Origin of the sequence: Staphylococcus coagulans (assembly GCF_022557135.1) — a bacterium.
Taxonomy (GTDB): domain Bacteria; phylum Bacillota; class Bacilli; order Staphylococcales; family Staphylococcaceae; genus Staphylococcus; species Staphylococcus coagulans.
Window position 1 is genome coordinate 1,464,400 of sequence record NZ_CP092966.1, and the last position, 17,850, is coordinate 1,482,249.

General features: G+C 37.0%; 24 protein-coding genes. All 24 read left to right on the forward strand.

The annotated features are described in order from the left end of the window. A partial coding sequence (locus tag KM149_RS07040; RefSeq protein ID WP_281070344.1) for a DUF1381 domain-containing protein occupies positions 1-131 on the forward strand: 131 nt, incomplete at its 5' end. Between the two features lie 15 nt (positions 132-146). Continuing rightward, positions 147-428 carry a hypothetical protein gene (locus KM149_RS07045; RefSeq protein WP_015978014.1) on the forward strand — a complete coding sequence of 94 codons (282 nt, stop codon included), beginning with the start codon at positions 147-149 and terminating at the stop codon, positions 426-428. Beyond that, the gene (locus tag KM149_RS07050) at positions 425-568 is read left to right on the forward strand and encodes a hypothetical protein (protein ID WP_203157279.1); all 144 of its coding nucleotides are present in this window, start codon (positions 425-427) and stop codon (positions 566-568) included. Before KM149_RS07045 ends, KM149_RS07050 begins: the two co-directional genes overlap by 4 nt. Then, positions 568-795, forward strand: a complete 228-nt coding sequence (locus KM149_RS07055) for a hypothetical protein (protein ID WP_241415236.1) — start codon at positions 568-570, stop codon at positions 793-795. Before KM149_RS07050 ends, KM149_RS07055 begins: the two co-directional genes overlap by 1 nt. Before the next feature lie 217 nt (positions 796-1,012). Beyond that, complete coding sequence (locus KM149_RS07060; protein WP_241415237.1) at positions 1,013-1,189, forward strand: DUF1514 family protein; 177 nt, start codon at positions 1,013-1,015, stop codon at positions 1,187-1,189. An 11-nt stretch (positions 1,190-1,200) separates the two neighbouring features. Further along, entirely contained in the window at positions 1,201-1,623 is a 423-nt protein-coding gene (locus KM149_RS07065; protein WP_241415238.1) for a DUF722 domain-containing protein, read from the forward strand. 227 nt (positions 1,624-1,850) lie between these two features. After that, entirely contained in the window at positions 1,851-2,219 is a 369-nt protein-coding gene (locus tag KM149_RS07070) for a hypothetical protein (RefSeq protein WP_241415239.1), read from the forward strand. Next, a complete protein-coding gene (locus KM149_RS11980) occupies positions 2,210-2,578 on the forward strand; it encodes an HNH endonuclease (RefSeq protein WP_342592897.1) in 369 nt (122 codons plus the stop codon). The genes KM149_RS07070 and KM149_RS11980 overlap by 10 nt, the downstream gene beginning before the upstream one ends. A gap of 82 nt (positions 2,579-2,660) precedes the next feature. Continuing rightward, entirely contained in the window at positions 2,661-3,131 is a 471-nt protein-coding gene (locus tag KM149_RS07080) for a phage terminase small subunit P27 family (protein WP_241415240.1), read from the forward strand. Continuing rightward, positions 3,131-4,834 (forward strand): terminase large subunit, encoded by a 1,704-nt coding sequence (locus KM149_RS07085; RefSeq protein ID WP_241415241.1) that lies wholly within the window; start codon positions 3,131-3,133, stop codon positions 4,832-4,834. Before KM149_RS07080 ends, KM149_RS07085 begins: the two co-directional genes overlap by 1 nt. Positions 4,835-4,844: 10 nt before the next feature. Continuing rightward, entirely contained in the window at positions 4,845-5,042 is a 198-nt protein-coding gene (locus KM149_RS07090; protein ID WP_241415242.1) for a hypothetical protein, read from the forward strand. Positions 5,043-5,047: 5 nt separating this feature from the next. Further along, positions 5,048-6,319, forward strand: a complete 1,272-nt coding sequence (locus KM149_RS07095; protein ID WP_241415243.1) for a phage portal protein — start codon at positions 5,048-5,050, stop codon at positions 6,317-6,319. Further along, entirely contained in the window at positions 6,294-6,866 is a 573-nt protein-coding gene (locus tag KM149_RS07100; RefSeq protein ID WP_241415244.1) for an HK97 family phage prohead protease, read from the forward strand. The genes KM149_RS07095 and KM149_RS07100 overlap by 26 nt, the downstream gene beginning before the upstream one ends. An 85-nt stretch (positions 6,867-6,951) precedes the next feature. Then, complete coding sequence (locus KM149_RS07105; protein WP_241415245.1) at positions 6,952-8,178, forward strand: phage major capsid protein; 1,227 nt, start codon at positions 6,952-6,954, stop codon at positions 8,176-8,178. Positions 8,179-8,192: 14 nt separating this feature from the next. Further along, positions 8,193-8,351 carry a hypothetical protein gene (locus tag KM149_RS07110; RefSeq protein ID WP_164905413.1) on the forward strand — a complete coding sequence of 53 codons (159 nt, stop codon included), beginning with the start codon at positions 8,193-8,195 and terminating at the stop codon, positions 8,349-8,351. Between the two features lie 9 nt (positions 8,352-8,360). Continuing rightward, positions 8,361-8,660, forward strand: coding sequence for a head-tail connector protein (locus tag KM149_RS07115; protein ID WP_241415246.1), 300 nt, complete (start codon positions 8,361-8,363; stop codon positions 8,658-8,660). Beyond that, positions 8,632-8,964, forward strand: a complete 333-nt coding sequence (locus KM149_RS07120; protein ID WP_241415247.1) for a head-tail adaptor protein — start codon at positions 8,632-8,634, stop codon at positions 8,962-8,964. The genes KM149_RS07115 and KM149_RS07120 overlap by 29 nt, the downstream gene beginning before the upstream one ends. Continuing rightward, complete coding sequence (locus KM149_RS07125; RefSeq protein ID WP_241415248.1) at positions 8,964-9,341, forward strand: HK97-gp10 family putative phage morphogenesis protein; 378 nt, start codon at positions 8,964-8,966, stop codon at positions 9,339-9,341. Before KM149_RS07120 ends, KM149_RS07125 begins: the two co-directional genes overlap by 1 nt. Then, the gene (locus tag KM149_RS07130) at positions 9,338-9,700 is read left to right on the forward strand and encodes a hypothetical protein (protein WP_241415249.1); all 363 of its coding nucleotides are present in this window, start codon (positions 9,338-9,340) and stop codon (positions 9,698-9,700) included. Before KM149_RS07125 ends, KM149_RS07130 begins: the two co-directional genes overlap by 4 nt. Positions 9,701-9,711: 11 nt before the next feature. Next, a complete protein-coding gene (locus tag KM149_RS07135; RefSeq protein WP_241415250.1) occupies positions 9,712-10,653 on the forward strand; it encodes a major tail protein in 942 nt (313 codons plus the stop codon). 67 nt (positions 10,654-10,720) lie between these two features. Continuing rightward, a complete protein-coding gene (gpG, locus tag KM149_RS07140) occupies positions 10,721-11,167 on the forward strand; it encodes a phage tail assembly chaperone G (RefSeq protein ID WP_241415251.1) in 447 nt (148 codons plus the stop codon). Between the two features lie 41 nt (positions 11,168-11,208). Next, the gene (gene gpGT, locus KM149_RS07145; protein WP_164905402.1) at positions 11,209-11,352 is read left to right on the forward strand and encodes a phage tail assembly chaperone GT; all 144 of its coding nucleotides are present in this window, start codon (positions 11,209-11,211) and stop codon (positions 11,350-11,352) included. Positions 11,353-11,367: 15 nt separating this feature from the next. Then, the gene (locus KM149_RS07150; protein ID WP_241415252.1) at positions 11,368-16,359 is read left to right on the forward strand and encodes a phage tail tape measure protein; all 4,992 of its coding nucleotides are present in this window, start codon (positions 11,368-11,370) and stop codon (positions 16,357-16,359) included. Then, the gene (locus KM149_RS07155; RefSeq protein WP_241415253.1) at positions 16,359-17,849 is read left to right on the forward strand and encodes a phage distal tail protein; all 1,491 of its coding nucleotides are present in this window, start codon (positions 16,359-16,361) and stop codon (positions 17,847-17,849) included. Before KM149_RS07150 ends, KM149_RS07155 begins: the two co-directional genes overlap by 1 nt. The last annotated feature ends 1 nt before the right edge of the window (position 17,850 follow it).

Here is a 17,850-nt window from a genome sequence, read left to right on the forward strand (position 1 = left end):
CAACGAAAGCACGTGAGAATCAGTCGTTTGCTGTTGTGGAAGCAGATAGTAAGGAAGAAGCGATTAAGAAGTATGAGAGCCCTAAAGTTAAACAGCAAGTTATTACATGCAATATGCCGGATTGGGCTTAATAAGGAGGAAACAGAATGGGATTAGCTGAATTATTAACAATTGTATTTGTCGTTTTAAAACTAACTGGGGTTATTGATTGGTCGTGGTGGTTAGTACTTCTGCCTGAGATTATAGCAATCTTGATTTATACTGTATTGTTTATTATCACCGTTGTCTATGCAAGAATGCAGAACAAAATATTCATGAGTAAATACGAACGCGCAGCTAAACGAACACGTAATAAACATGAAGAATATTTAAAGCGACGTCAAAAATGGTTTGAGAATCATAAATTAGATAGAGGTGAAAAGAAATGAAATACATCATTACAACAGCAATGATTTTATACATTGCGTACGACTATTACATTCGTTTAACCGCTAACGACGACATAGACATGTTTAACGAGTACGATCATATACATTTAAATAATATACGCGCGGAGGTAACAGACTAATGATGTTAACTATAACAACAATAAACAATAAAACATACTATGCGTTTTATAATGTGCGGTACGAATATATTGTGTTGAATGATTTGAATAATGAAAAATTCATAAAAGTCATTGATTCTAATGGACATAAAAACTTTCTACAAACATCTGTAATTGAAAATGTCGAAGTTGATGCTAGTAAAGATGCACTTAATAATTTTAAAAAGCGTGCAGAGGTGAACAGTTAATTGAGAAAGGATTTTAATAAAGAGGAATTTCCTGTAGCGTACGCAATTAAAATACTAATCGATGAAATAAGTCTAAAAATTCACGATAAAAAATATATATCTTTTAGTGAAACCTATGTATTAACTTATCTTGAATGTATACTACAGGACAATGTTAATAATGATTTATTAGAGAGAATTAATAATTTAATTGATAGTTATTAGAGGTGAACGACTAATGTGGATTATCATCTCGGTAATACTCGGATTAATAGTATTAATACTATTGGCAGACAATAGCCTCTTACGTAAAGAGAACGAGGCCCTAAAGTATACCAATATCTATTTAAGCTTTAAGTTTAAAGACGATGTTGATGCTAAAGATTTTGAAAGTTTTATTGAAAGATATAAATAACGGAGGTAAACATGACTGATATTAAACCTGGTACTTTTAGATATATAGAATCAGAAATATACAATCTTGATAATACAAAAAAAGACATACAACGATTAAGATTAGAGATACTTAATCCAACTCAACCCACCGATAATAATATCATCTATGGTCCGCTTCAGTCAGGAGAACCTGCAAGAACAACAGAGATTATGGCCACGCGGTTAATGACAAATAAGATGCTGCGGAATCAAGAAGAAATGGTTCAAGCAATCGAACGTACGTATAGCAAACTACCTGTCGAACATAAGAAGGTTATACAACTTAAGTACTGGTCGTCTAATCATTTGAAGATGGAACACATTGCTGATGAGTGCCACATGCACCGTAATACTGCAGGCAAGATTCGTAAGAACTTTGTAAAGGCTGTCGCGTTGGAAGTAGGAATGAAATAATGGTGTGTGCATAGCGTGTGCATAGAGCGTATTATTTAATGATATTATGATATTATCAGGTACTATATTATAGAGCGTTTAGGTTCACCCCTTAGCCTAAGCGCTTTGTATATTGATATGAGTCACATAATATGTGGTTGATATGAGTGTACAACTCAAATAAATATCAAAACAAAATCACTGACACTGTTAACCGCAGTGTCTTTTATTATGCAAGGAGGTAGACAATGGAATTAAATAAGTATCAATCACTAAAGCAACCAACTGATCAGCAGACACATCTACTGTCGCTTATGAATGTGGTAGGACAACTCACACACAACAATGACATCGATACGTTAACTGTATTGCTTGGTGATGCATTAGAACATATTACATCTATTGCTACACTCAACAACATTACACTTGATACTGTTGCAGGTATCAATGCTAATTCCTATCAACCTAACTTGCATAAGATGATTAACAAAGGCGATACGATTATCTATCGAAAAGATAAATACATTGTGCATGATGTGATTGGTAATCAATTACTTGTGGCTAATCAAACAAGGGATATGGTGATTGATATAAACGATGTGAGCTTATGCCAGTAATGCGACGTTGTAGTCATCCAACATGCAACAAACTAATTACCTTTAACGAAAGCTATTGCGATAAGCATAAGACGTACACAAACGCTAAATACAACGATGTAAGGCAAAGGAATGACCCAGAATACCTAAGGTTCTATAAATCAAAACAGTGGCAGAATTTGAGGGAAATCGTGATGATGGAGAACGATTATATTTGTCAATCGTGTGGAAGACAAGCAAATGTCGTTGACCATATTATCCCGACAAAAGTAGATTGGTCAAAACGATTGGACAAAAATAATTTGCAACCATTATGCAACGAATGCCACAACAGAAAAACGAAAAACGAAGCCCCCCACAACAAAAGACGGGCGCGATGAGCAAAGGGCTAGAGAACGGCGCAGAGTTTTCTTTTCAAAGATTTCCCAATATTATTTAATTTTTAGTAGGAGGTGCTAATTTATGGCCGGTAGACCTAAAAAACTGCTTAATAATTCGACTAGGAACAACACGAAAGAAGAAATTTTAGAAAAAGAAAAACAAGAAGCTGAATTAAGTAAGTTTTCAAAAATAGACTCTGAACCACCCGACTTTTTAGATGATATTGCTAAAGAAGAGTATCGACGTGTGATTCCTTATATGCAGGAATTGCCTATTTCTAATTTAGATCAAGCGCAACTTGCACAATATTGTAGTTTTTACAGTGATTTTGTTCAGGCAAGCGAGCTAATCACTAGAACTGGCGGTGTGGTTATTGATACGGATAAAGGTCCAAAGGTCAATCCTGCATTTACAGCAAAAGAAAAAGCAGGGACCCGAATGCAACAAGCAGCAAACACATTAGGATTAACGATTGATAGTCGTTTGCGTATCGTTGTACCAGAAGATAAAGAGGATGACGACCCGTTTAAAGAGTTTGTGAGTGATGACTAATGATTGATTACACAACACTCTACGCTCAAAAGGTCGTAAGTGGCGATATTCTAGCGAGTGAAAAGAATATAGGTGTCGCTAAACGACATTTAAAAGATTTGCAGAACCCGCCAGAGAATTGCTACTGGGATGTTAAACAGGCAAATAAGGCAATAAAGTTCATTGAAATGTTGCCAGACCCTAAAACAAACGAACCGATGCCGTTAATGCTATTCCAAAAATTTATTGTAGGTAGTATTTATGGTTGGCGTCGAACAGGCGGTTTTAGAAGATATACGAAAGCCTATATCAGTATGGCAAGAAAGCAAGGTAAATCACTGATTGTATCGGGTATGTCACTAAACGAATTACTTTTTGGACAATATCCTAAATACAATCGTCAAATATATGTGTCATCATCCACATACAAACAAGCGCAAACGATATTTAAGATGGCAAGTCAACAAATCAAATTGCTACGTTCAAAAAGTGATTACATTCGTAAATCGACAGACGTTCGTAAAACAGATCTAGCACATATTGATTCAACAAGCGTGTTTGAACCACTGTCAAACAATCCTGATGCTGTGGATGGTAAAGACCCCACTGTCGCAATCTTGGACGAGTTGGCGAGTATGCCAGACGATGAGATGTATTCACGCTTTAAAACAGGTATGACGCTGCAAAAGAACCCTCTCACTCTACTGATTTCGACAGCGGGCGACAATTTAAACAGTCAAATGTATCAAGAATATAAATACATCACTAAAATATTGTCTGGCGAAGTTAAAGCAGATAACTATTTTGTATATTGCGCTGAAATGGACTCGGAGGAAGAGGTTAACGATGAATCACTATGGGTTAAAGCGATGCCGTTACTTGAATCTGATGAGCATAGGGATACGATATTACGGAATATTAAATCGGATATTCAAGACGAGCTCGAAAAAGGTACGTCGTTTCATAAGATTCTGATTAAAAACTTTAATTTATGGCAGGCGAACAAAGAAGATAGCTTGATTAACGTTAAAGAATGGGAATCTATTGAAGTTAATAAAGATGACTATAACCTTTACGGTCGTGATGTTTACATTGGTGTCGATTTATCACGATTAGATGACTTGACTTCGGTCGGATTTATATTTCCGACTGAAAATGAAGACGTCTTAATTGATAGTCATTCGTTCATAGGATTAAGAACTGATTTAGAACAAAAGACTAAACGCAATAAGATAAATTACGAATACCTTGTTCAAAAAGGAGAGGCGGAGGTCACCACATCAGAAAGTGGCATGATTAATTACAAGCGTGTCATTGATTACATCCTAGAGGTTGTGGAAGAGTATGACCTAAACGTATTAGCGGTGTGTTATGACCCGTGGAACGCACAATCTTTTGTTACAACAATTGAAACGATGATGCTAGATTGGCCTTTAATTGAAGTAGGTCAAAACTTCAGAAGTTTATCACAACCTATCAAACAGTTTAGAATGTGGGTCGCTGAAAAGAAGATTAAACATTTTGGTAACGATCTACTCACGATTGCTGTAAATAACGCGATGTTGATTTATGACGGTGAGGATAATGTAAAAATCAATAAGAAAATAAACAGACAAAAGATTGACCCTATCATATCGGTCATAACAGCTTTTAGTGAAGCTCGCATGCACGAATTCGAGATAGATTGGTCGTCAATTTACGAAAGTGATGAATTTGGCTTTTAGGAGGTGTGTCATGAATTTAGATAAAATATTCATATTTTTGAAATTATTGGTTGCTAATATTGTTAGTATCCTTTTTTTATTGGGATTAATCACGGTTAATATTGCAGTTTTCTTTGGCTATGGGCTTGTGCTTGGATTGATTGTATCAGGCTCATTCCTGATTTTAATCGCACTGATTATTGACCGTGAATCTAAAGAAAGGAGGTAAATTGATTGGGTATTTTTTACAGAGAAAAACGTGAATTACAGTATAACGAAGATGATTTACAAATGATGGTACAAACTTTACCAGGCTTTCAAGGTCAACCATTGAGGAAGTATACAGATGTGGAGGCTATTAAGCACAGTGATATTTTTACAGCTGTCATGATGATTGCATCCGACTTAGCACGTATGCCTATTCGGTTAACAAACAACGGCGAGATTGATTTTAATAACAAGATTACAAAACTTTTGAATATACGCCCTAATCCTTTTTATAACGGCTATATTTTTAAGTTAGTCGTGTTTGCTAACTCTCTACTCACATCGCATGGTTACGTTGAAATATCGAGAGATAACAACGGCAATCCGGTTAACCTTGCGTTTCGTAAGACTTCTGAAATCGAGATGAAATTAAGCCCATCTGGCCGTTATTTTTACGAATTCAAAAAAATAGACGATAACGGCAAATCGACATCACGCAAAATTAAGTTTGAAGATATGCTCGACATTAAATTTTACTCATTAGATGGTATTAACGGACTATCGCTACTTGATACATTGAGCAAAACTATCGATTCAGACAACAACGGTAAAGACTTTCTAAACAACTTTTTAAGAAACGGTACACATGCAGGCGGAATACTTAAGATGAAAGGTGTACTTAATGATAAAAAAGCACGCGAGAGAGCAAGAACAGAATTCCACAAAGCATTTAGCGGTACAAAGCAAGCAGGTAAAGTCGTTGTACTAGATGAGTCGATGACGTATGACCAATTGGAAGTTGACACGGAAGTTTTAAAACTGATCCGTGAGAATAAATCATCCACACGTGAGATTGCAGGTGTTTTCGGCATACCGTTGCATAAATTCGGTATTGAAACAACGAATATGAGTATTACAGACGCAAATCTTGATTACTTATCGACTTTAAAGCCTTATACAACGTGTGTATGTGCGGAGTTGAACTTCAAGTTTAATGATGAAAGAACCGATGTCGCACGCGAGTTTAAGTTTGATACGACTGAAATACGTGTGGTTGATGAGAAAACACAAGCCGAGATTGACAAAATCAATCTTGATAGCGGTAAAACAAACATCGATGAAGTCCGTAAACGTGACGGATTACCACCGGTGCCGGGCGGTTATGGCAGCATACACCGTGTTGATTTGAATCACGTCAACATTGAAATGGTTGATGACTATCAGATGAATAAATCACGAGGCACAGACAACAAACTGAAAGGTGGTGATGAAGATGGAAAAGGAAACAAGAGCAGGTAATATTACTGAGGTACGTTCTAATGACGATAATGATATGTTTATCGAGGGTTATGCTTTAAAATTTGATACATGGTCTGAAAACTTAGGTGGGTTTAAAGAAACAATATCGAAAAGAGCATTGCAAAACACTGACTTATCAGATGTGCGTTGCTTAGTCGACCACTTACCTTCACAAATCATTGGACGCACAACAGCAGGCACGCTTGACTTAACTGTGGACGATGTAGGACTAAAATATCGTTGTAAATTACCGAATACGACATTTGCGCGTGACCTTTACGAGAATATGCGTGTGGGTAACATTAATCAATGCTCATTCGGCTTTATGCTCGATGAGAAAGGCGACGATATGCGTTTTGATGAAAACGAAGGTATCTACAAACGTACTTTAAAATCAATCCGTGAACTAACTGATGTATCAGTGGTAACTTACCCTGCTTACAAAGATACAGATGTGCAACCAGCATTAAGAAGTATCGAGAACTTTAAACATGAGAAACGCAAAAATGAAATTAGGCAAAGAATCGAAAAATTAAAAACTCGGTGAAGTTGAACACCATAAAAAATACAACCACAAGACGTGCATATAATGCGACGTCTATTTTTTATGCAAAAATTTAGGAGGAAAACAAATGGACAAAATTCAAATTTTGCTTGGGAAAATTGAAGATACCAAGCGTCAAATTGATTTAAAAGTTAAATTTGCAACACGTGCACTTGATAACGATGAATTGGAGAAAGCTGAACAATTGGAGGAAGAAATCTCTAACTTACGCTCAGAATTAAAAGCAAAAGAAGATGAGCTTGCTAAATTAAAAGATGAGGAAGATGGCGCAGGGGCTGAGGATGTACCGACTGTTGACGAACGTGCTGTTCGCTCACAAAACTTTAATGCTTTTGATCTAGGCGTTGTGCCAGAAACAAAAGTTACATCACAAGAGGTTCGTGACTTTACGGCTTACCTTGAATCACGCGACCAAGATATTAAAGGTGGGTCGCTTAAAACTGACTCGGGTTTTGTTGTGATTCCTGAAGAAATCGTTACTGACATTTTAAAGTTAAAAGAAGTTGAGTTTAACTTAGATAAATACGTAACTATCAAAAAAGTTAACAACGGTTCTGGTAAATACCCAGTTGTACGCCAGTCAGAAGTCGCTGCGCTTCCTGAAGTTGAAGAGTTAGCAGAAAACCCTGAACTTGCTGTAAAACCTTTCTTTGAATTAGCGTACGACATTAAAACACGTCGTGGATATTTCCGAATCTCACGCGAGGCAATCGAAGACAGCAAAATCAACGTATTGCAAGAATTAAAATTGTGGTTAGCACGTACAATCGCAGCAACACGTAACAAAGCGATTATCGATGTAATTCAAAAAGGTGGACCAGGTGAAAAAGGCGAACAAACTAAATTAGAAACAATCCCTGCTACAGGTATCGATGGATTAAAAGATGCTGTGAACTTACACATCAAGCCTAATTACGAGCATAACGTTGCAATCGTATCACAAACAATGCTTGCTAAATTGGACAAATTAAAAGACAAAAATGGCAACTACTTAATCCAACCTGATGTGAAAGAGAAGTCTCAACAACGCTTATTAGGCGCTAAAATTGAGATTTTACCTGATGAAATGTTAGGCGACAAAGGCAATGAAAAACTTATCTTTGGTAACTTAAAAGACTCTTTAGTTTTATTCGACCGTTCACAATATCAAGCATCATGGACAGACTACATGCATTTCGGGGAATGTTTAATGGTTGCTGTACGTCAAGATGTACGTATCTTAGATTACAAATCTGCAATCGTTATCGACTACAAAGACCCTAAACCTGAAACAGAAGAACTTCAATCAATCTAAGGAGGGGCTAAGTAATGGCTAAATACAAAGTATTGACTAGCTATAAGGATAAAGCACTCTCTCGTGTTTTAAACGTTAATGACGAGGTCGAGATGACGGTTAAACGTGCAAAAGAAGTTAATGAGAATCTAAAGCCTAAAAATGGCATTTTAGAACGTATCGATAATAAGTAGGTGGTTGCAGTGAGTGATTTAGAGTTGTTAAAAAAACATTGTAAAATCGACCATTCTTACGAAGATGATTTGTTGATAATGTATTACGATTGGGCAAAACAAGACATTGCAGACGCGGTTACTGATGATTTAGATTGGCTCGAGGAACAGACATTGTATAGAGCAGCGGTTTTTCCACTCACTGCATATTACTTTGAAAACCGCCTTGCTTACACAGAACGTAATCTTAACTATGCACCGCACATGGTTTTAAGTGTTGTGCATAAATTGAGGGACGCCTATGCGGTTCAATCCGAACAGATTAAATGAGCGCGTAACGTTTTGTGAAGATGTCAGCCAATCAATTAGAGGGTTACCTCAACGACCTATTACAAAAGAGTTGTACAGTTGTTTTGCTTGTATTCAAGATTCAAAAGAATCAGATACACAAACAAGTTTAACAACAGGTACTCAATTCATTAAAACAGTTATCATACGTGATCCACGTGGCGATTATCAGCCGAATAATAAGCACTATATTATTCACGGTGGCGAAAAATACCCGATAAAATACGTTAAAAAGGATTACCAAGACAAATCTTACTTACGTGTTTATTGTGAGGTGGTGCTATAATGCCTGCAAAAATTGAAAAGAATAATGTTGAAGAAGGTTTGTTACGTAAAAAGGTTGAGTTTAGCGCAAATCAAAGTCGAATTTTGAAAGCAGGTGCGCGTGCTTTAATACCAATACTCGTAAAAAACACGCCAAAAAGTGATAGACGAGGACATGCACGCGACCATATTGCTATATCTAATGTAAAAACCGACAGAGGTTCGGGAGAAAAATACGTAGACATTGGATATACAAAAGGTTATGCGCACCGTATACATGCGACAGAATTCGGAACGATGTATCAAAGACCGCAATTGTGGATTACTAAAACTGAAAAAAGTAATAGGCAGTTAGTGTATAGTGCCATGTTAACCGCGATGAAGAGGTCATTAAAATGAATGTAACCGATAAAATTTATGATGCAATCGTCAGCGATAAAAGTGTCACTGTGGAAGATAATATTTTTAAGTACGTTGTACCTGAAAACTTCCACACGCGTACAAATCAGCCAATCGTAAGAATTACTCCATTGCCATATAATCCTAATGATTATGCGGATGATGAAGAATTAACGCGTGAGTATGACTATCAAATCGATGTTTGGTGGTCTGAAAACGAACCTGATCAGCAAGCAGAAAGTATTGTGAAAGCATTAAAACAATTAAATTTTAAAGTTTATTACAGAGAACCCTTGTACGAAATCGAGACTCTAACTTTTAGAGAAATCATTCGTGCGAACGGTTCTCTTTTTATTTAGGAGGAAGATTAATGGAAAAATTAAAATTAAACTTACAACATTTTGCAGAATCAACTGGCGTATCTGGTATCGCTATTGGTGTAACTAACTTTTATTGGGCACCAATCGAAACTGATACAGATAAAGAGTGGAAAGTAAAAAGCGGACACCGTACACGATTTTTAAAAGAAATCTCTGTAGACAGACCTCAGGAAACAGAAGAAGAATATGGCGATAACATCGTTGCTGCAACAGCAGTGTCTAACGGTAAATTATCAGTTAAAACGACATTCGTAACTATCCCTGCCGAACAAAAAGCATTCTTAGCAGGTGCTAAAAAAGGTAAAGGCGGTTTTAAATACGGTGCGAAAGACATTCCGCCAGATGTAGCAGTTGTATTTGAACGTACTAATCATGACGGGTCATCTGAATGGGTAGGTATTTTTAAAGGTAAATTCACTCGCCCAGATATTAGCGGTCAAACAAAACAAGATAAAATCGAGTTCCAAAATGACGAGGTTGAAGGGTCATTTATTGACCGTTTATACGATGAATGTTCACACGTCACTGGTTTCGATAAAAAAGGTGCGAATGATGGACGCGATTACGTATTTATGGAAACATTCGGTAAAAGCTATGACAAGTTTATGGAAGACGTTAATGGAAACTTAATGATTGACGAGGTTGCAAAAGAAATGCCGGGAAAGAAATCTGAGGAGAGCGTTAAAAGTGTAACGCTTTCCAAAGAATCTACAGTAATCAAAAAAGGTATGACAGAACAGTTGTCAGCGACTACTGACCCGCAAGGTAAACCAGTTACTTATCGTGTTACTGAAGGCGATGAGTACATCAGCGTTAACGGTAGTGGTTTAGTTACAGCTAATGCAGTAGGTAACGGTGTGGTTACAGCTACATCTGGCGAGCAAAGCGACACGATCAGCATCGAAGTACAAGACGAATTACAATCTATCTAATTCAAGAGGGGGTAATCCCCTCTTTTATTTTTGCGCAAAAATAAAAAAACGAAAGTAGGAATCTATTATGGCAAGACCATCAATTGAATTAATTACAGGATATACAAAAGCAGGTAAACCACAGACAAAAAAATACTTAGCAAAACCTATCATCACACTATTTGACACAATTCAAGGCACTAAATTAGCAAAAAAAATGCAGAATCTTTATGCAAATTCTGATTTTAAAGAATTAACAGAAGAAGAATATGCACAGTTATCAGAAACAGAAAAAGCGGAATACAACGACAAGTTGTTAGAACAAGAGAAGGTTACGCTCGAAATGTTTGATGCAATCGAAGAAATTACGACTTTTATTGCTGAAATGTTCGGTAATCAGTTTACATCAGAAGAATTGCAAAAAGGTTTAGAAAGCGGAGAGAAGGGTTTTGAAAAACTTTCTGAAGTTCTAGGCACCCTAATTGCAGGAGATGTGGACGAAACAAAAAAGTTCGTGAACGAGAAAACGAAATAGACCCAGAAGACCTTACGCCAGAGGGACAATATAAAAATTACATGAAACTAGCAAAAAAGTTGATTGAAGAAGGCATGGACCCCGATAAAGTCGCAAACATGCCTATTCACTTCTTTTTAAATATTGTGGCTTCTGAAGTAGAAACAAAGAAAAAAGCCAAAAGTTTTGCAGAAATCTTTGGCTAGAAAGGAGGTTACGCTATGGCAGGACCTATTGGCAATATGGTTATACGTGTTGATTTAGACGGTAGTGGCTTTAATAAAGGTATTGCAGGTTTGAATCGACAAATGAGGGCCGTTTCTAAAGAAATGAGCGCCAACTTATCAAAATTTAGCCGTTATGACAACTCTTTAGAAAAATCTAAGGTAAGAGTTGACGGTTTAACCAAACGCCAACAAGTGCAAGCTCAAAAAGTTAGAGAGTTAAAAAACAATTACGATCAGTTGTCAAAAGAAACAGGAGAAAACAGTGCAAAAACACAAGCGGCTGCCGCTAAGTATAACCAAGCATATGCCGAATTAAATAAATACGAACGTGAACTAAATGAAGCGACGTCGGAAATGAAACGTTTAGAAACGCAACAACGCGCTTTAAACACAACTATGGGTAAAATCGGTTCTAAATTCAGTCAGTGGGGACCTAAACTACAAGACATCGGTAAAAAGATGCAAGCTGTGGGTAAATCAATGACTCTACACGTTACTGCCCCAGTAGTAGCAGGTTTTGGTTTAGCCGCTAAAAAAAGTATAGACTTTGACGACTCTATGCGTAAAGTTAAAGCCACATCAGGTGCAACAAGCGGAGAATTCCAACAACTTCGCGATAAAGCGCTTGAAATGGGGGCTAAAACTAAATTTAGTGCCAGTCAATCAGCAGAAGCTTTGAATTACATGGCCTTAGCCGGGTGGGATACCAAAGATATGCTTAACGGTATCGATGGCGTCATGCAATTAGCAGCTGCATCTGGCGAAGATTTAGCCGAAGTTAGTGACATCGTTACAGACGGTTTAAGTGCATTTGGTTTAAAAGCAAAAGATAGTACACATTTTGCCGATGTGTTAGCCCAAACAAGTTCGAAAGCCAATACTGACGTTCACGGCTTAGGTGAGGCATTTAAATATGTTGCACCAGTTGCAGGTTCGTTCGGGTTCTCTGTGGAAGATACATCCATCGCATTAGGATTAATGGCCAACTCTGGTGTCAAAGCATCACAAGCAGGTACAGCACTAAAAACTATGATGACTAGGCTGACAGGAACGAGTGGCGAGGCCAAAAAGACAATGGAAAAACTAGGCATTACAATCACTGATAGCAAAGGTCAAATGCTACCTTTCAGGGATATTATGGACCAGTTAAGGAAAAGTATCGGTGGATTGTCTGAGGCACAACAATCAGCTGCAGTAAAAACGTTATTCGGTCAAGAGGCTATGAGTGGTATTTTACCAATCATCAACGCGTCCGACGAAGATTATAAAAAACTAACTAAGTCTATTGATAATTCAACTGGTGCATCCGAACGCATGTCTAAAGAGATGGAAGGCGGTATCGGCGGCTCTATTCGCCGAATGAAATCGGCTATTGAATCAATGGCCATAAGCATAGGCGATGTTTTAGCACCCCATATACGTAGAGCGGCAGATTTACTTGCATCTTTAGCAGATAAATTTACAAGTATGCCAGGTTGGGCAAAGACGGCCGTTGTGGGTATTGGTGTTTTTGCTGCAGCATTAGGTCCATTAATACTAACAATGGGGGCATTTACAGCATCAATTGGTAGTATTATAGGTACCTTAGGACCTTTAATGATAAGCATCAAAACAGCAGGTGGTTTAATGGGCTTTTTAGGTACAAAAGCACCATTAGCAGCTAAAGGTTTAACTTTGGTTGGTACTGCATTTAAATTTATGTTAGGACCAATTGGATTAGCTATTGCAGCAGTAGCGGCAATCGGTACAGCATTTGTGATAGCCTATAAAAAATCAGAAACTTTTAGAAATATCGTAAACAAAGTAATTAATCCAGTTGTAAATGGTTTCAAAAAACTTTGGGGCGTTGCACAATCGGTATTTAATTCATTAAAAAGTTTACTATCTGGCAATACACTACCAACTGTCGATTTACTCTCTAAAATAATGCCTAAAGCAAGCGCTAAGAAAGTCGCATTAACATTACTCCAAATTAGACAAACTTTTAAAGATGCGTTTGGTGCCATTTGGAGTTTTGCTCAAGAGATAGGTAACAAGCTCACTCGCTTTTGGAAAGACAATGGCGAGGACGTTATCCAAGCGTTCAAAAATATAGGAGAGTTTTTTAAAGGGTTTTTTATTGAGGCTAGAAACCAAATAGGGCCTAATCTAAAAGAGTTTGGCGACTTAATAAAAACTATTTTTAACGGCGTAATTGTTCCAACCATTAAGGTTGCCATGAAAGTGATATGGCAAATTATGAAATTTACATGGCCGCTTATTAAAGTGTTGATTGTAGATACGTGGGAGAATATTAAAAGTATTATTAAAGGTGCTTTAGATGTCATACTAGGCATTGTCAAAGTATTTAGCGGTGTATTTACAGGACAATGGGGCAAAGTTTGGGAAGGTGTCAAACAGATATTTAAAGGCGCAGTTGTATTAATTTGGAACCTTATTCAATTATGGTTTATGGGTAAAATACTCAAAGTCGTTAAAATATTTGGTGGATTTTTTAAAGGTATTATCAGCAAATCCTTTAATGGCGTCAAAGGTATTATAGGAACATCATTAAAATTTATATGGTCGATAATCAGCACCATTTTTAAAAGGATACTTACCTTTACAAAAGGCATCTTTACTGTTTTAAGAGAGTTTGTCAGTTCGATATGGCGGAGTATTAAAAACGTCATTACCAACCACGCCAAAGGATTATTCAACAACATAAAAGGTGTATTTACTTCCTTGTACAGATTTACTCGTAGCATTTTTAGCAGTTTAAAAAATTGGCTATCTAATATATGGCGGAGTATTAAAAATACGGTAACGCGTTATGCATCAGCCTTATGGTCTAACGTCAAACGTATATTCACAAATTTATTTAACGGCTCACGTAGCATTTTTAACCGTTTGAAATCATGGTTAATCAGTTTGTGGTCGAGCCTTAAAAATCGAGTAGTTAATATTGCATCAAGTTTATGGTCGAATGTTAAACGTATATTTACTAATTTGTTTAATGGAACGCGCAGTATATTTAATCGTGTTAAATCGATAATAGTCAATATTTGGAATTCTATTAAACGTAGTGTAACAGGAATTGCATCAAGTTTATGGAATGTGGTACGTCGTACTTTTAATAATATGGCTGATGGATTAAAGAGTATAATCGGTCGTATTAAAAACCACATTACAGGAATGGTTGATGCTATTAAGAAAGGGTTAAATGGTTTAATTAAAGGGTTAAACTGGGTCGGTTCTAAATTAGGATTACCAGAGATACCTAGATTATCAACAGGAACGCAACGTATTAATCGACATATCAAAACGACTCAAGATGGACGATTAAAACAAGGTACTATGGCTGTTGTGGGGGACAAAGGACCAGGTAATGGTAAAGGTCTAGATGGACGTCGTGAGTTAATACAGTACCCTAACGGACGCACAGCGTTGACTCCTGCAAAAGATACAACAACATGGTTACCAAAAGGATCACGTGTAATAAGTGGTGGTATGCGACAACAGATGATGCCACGTTTAAGTGTAGGTACATGGTTTAATAACGCTAAATCTTGGGTTGGAAATAAAGTTAAAGGTGCTGGTGAATGGCTCACTGATAAAATCGGCGATGTAATGGATTATATCGATAATCCTGCCAAATTATTTAATAAACTTTTATCAAATTTAGGAATAAATTTTGATTCTATAACTAAAGGTATGGGAATTGTCGGTCAAATTACACGAGCGGCATTCGAAAAAATTAAAAAAGGCGCTATTGATTGGATGAAGGGTGGATTTGATTCTCTTGGAGGAGAATTGGTTGGTGGTATTTTAGACCCTGATAAAATTAATTACCATTATGGTCATACTGCTGCATATACAGCAGCGACTGGGCGTCCTTTCCACGAAGGTGTCGACTTTCCATTCATCTATCAAACAGTTCGTACCCCTATGGGCGGACGTTTGACGCGTATGCCATTTATGGCGGGCGGTTATGGTAACTATGTAAAAATAACGAGCGGTGCAATAGATATGTTATTTGCCCACCTTAAAAACTTTAGTAAGTCACCACCTTCCGGCTCAACAGTTAAACCAGGTGACGTAGTAGGGTTGACAGGTAATACTGGCTTTAGTACAGGACCACATTTACATTTTGAAATGAGACGGAATGGTAGACATTTTGACCCTGAACCATATTTGAGAAGAGCGAAAAAGAATGGTCGTTTATCTATTGGTGGTGGTAAAAGTGGTAATTATCCAAGTGGTTCGGGCGCAGCATACGCAAGTCGAGTAATCAGTCAAGCTCAACGTATATTAGGTGGTCGCTATAAATCAGACTGGGTACATCAACAAATGATGCGTCTTGTAAAACGTGAATCAAATTACCAACCTAACGCTGTAAATAATTGGGACATCAATGCGCAACGAGGTACACCGTCAAGAGGTTTATTCCAAATGATTAAACCGACTTTCGATTACTACGCTAAGCCAGGATATACCAACTTTAACAATCCGTTACACCAAGCTTTATCATCTATGCGTAATATCGCAAGGAAATACGGTGGTATTTATGGTTTTAATGGAGCATTTAAACGTGCTGCAGACTATGCTTACGCAACTGGCGGTAAAGTCTATAACGGCTTGTACCATTTGGGAGAAGAGGGTTATCCAGAATGGATTATCCCAACTGATCCATCGCGTGCAAGTGACGCAGCAAAATTATTAGCATTGGCAAGTAAGGATATTAGCAAGAATAAACGTCCTAAAAACTTTAACAGTGGTAGTATCGGCAACGATGATACCCGTAATAGTAAATTAGAAAGTAAGTTAGACACAATGATAGGTTTACTTATCAAGTTAGTCGGCAGTAACGAAGAAATCGCTGACAAAGATTTTAGTCCAGTTATCGACAACTTTGGATTAAGTGATTTTATCAATTCAACAGTAGATAAACGTGAACGTAACAATTCACGCAAATCAAGATTCAAGCCGGGAGGTGCTTTAATTTAATGAACGACACAATTTTAGTTAATAATAAGTCACTTCCGTGGCTATTTGTGCAAAGAGGGTTTAAAATACCCTCTTTTAATTTTGAAATAAGTACAGAGAAAGTGGAAGGTAGACCAGGTTCTGTTTTTAAACGTAAAGGATTGAACGAATATCGATTTGATTTACCTTTAGTCGTCCACAATGATAGATTATCGAGTGGTGGCGTTAAAAATCACGACTACATTTTAGAAGAACTTGTTAAGTTCTTTAATTATGATGAACCAGTTAAGTTACAACTGAAATCAAAGAAATGGTACTGGAACGCTTATTTTGAGGGACCGTTAGAAATAAATAGCAAAACTGAAAACAGTATTAATGTGGTTACTGTAAAAGTTGTTTTAACAGACCCATATAAGTATGCGATTGACGGTAGTAAAAACACAGCTATCAGTGATCAAGTAAGTTTAGTTAATACTGGAACAGCAGACACTCCTATTCTTGTGGAGGCAAGAGCATTAAATAACGCAAACTATTATATGATTACAAAAAAAGATGAAGATTACTTTATGATTGGCGATGATGATGTTAACAAAGAGTTGAAAGACTACTCGCCAAGTATTTTAAGTGATGAATCACGTACATTGAGTGGTTGGAATAAGCAATCAAATATCAACTTTACTGATAACCACACAGGTGGCGCAGTAGGTGGTAGTTTCAGCCAATCATCTACTAAAGAAAGCTTTGTATTAAACACAGGCTCTGTAAGTGGTAGCGGTTGGAATGGTGCAATGTATAAACGTCAATTTAGTAAGCAGGCACAAGACTTTACCACAACTGTAAAGATAGGTGTCGGACAACGTAAAAAAGGTGCTATACGGTTTGCACAGTACGTTTATGATTCAGACAACCGTGTGATTGCATCAATCGGATACACTAACCCAAATGCCAATCAAGCCATTGGTCGTATCATTGTGACGTTATTTAATCAATCAGGCGACCAACAAGTAATATATAACTACAAAAACAATCCTAAGCTATACAAGATGGATGACTTTGTAATCTATATCAAACTTACACGTAAAGGTAATGTGTTTACTGTAAAAAGTTGGAAATATAAAGAATTCCCATACCCTGAACGTAAAAAAGCGTTTGACGAAGATGAAAAATCTTTTACAGACAGCGGCGATTTTTACAAACGTCCCGTCGTTGCAGCGTCTTTATATATTGCAAAGAATGGCAATAACAACGTAATGCCATTATATATTTTTGGTACTTATACACGTGAATTATTACCTAAACCCGTTGGGGCTAGGGATATGATTATTAAAAAAGGCGATTTAATCAGTATCGATATGGCAAATAAAAACGTTTTTGTCAACGAAGAACCTATGCTTTCAGAAAAGACATTCGGTAGTGACTTTTTTACTGTCGATAGAGGACATACCGAACTAATTATCTATCCTGCTGGTGTATTTGATACCACAGTTAAATGGCAAGACAGATACTTATAGA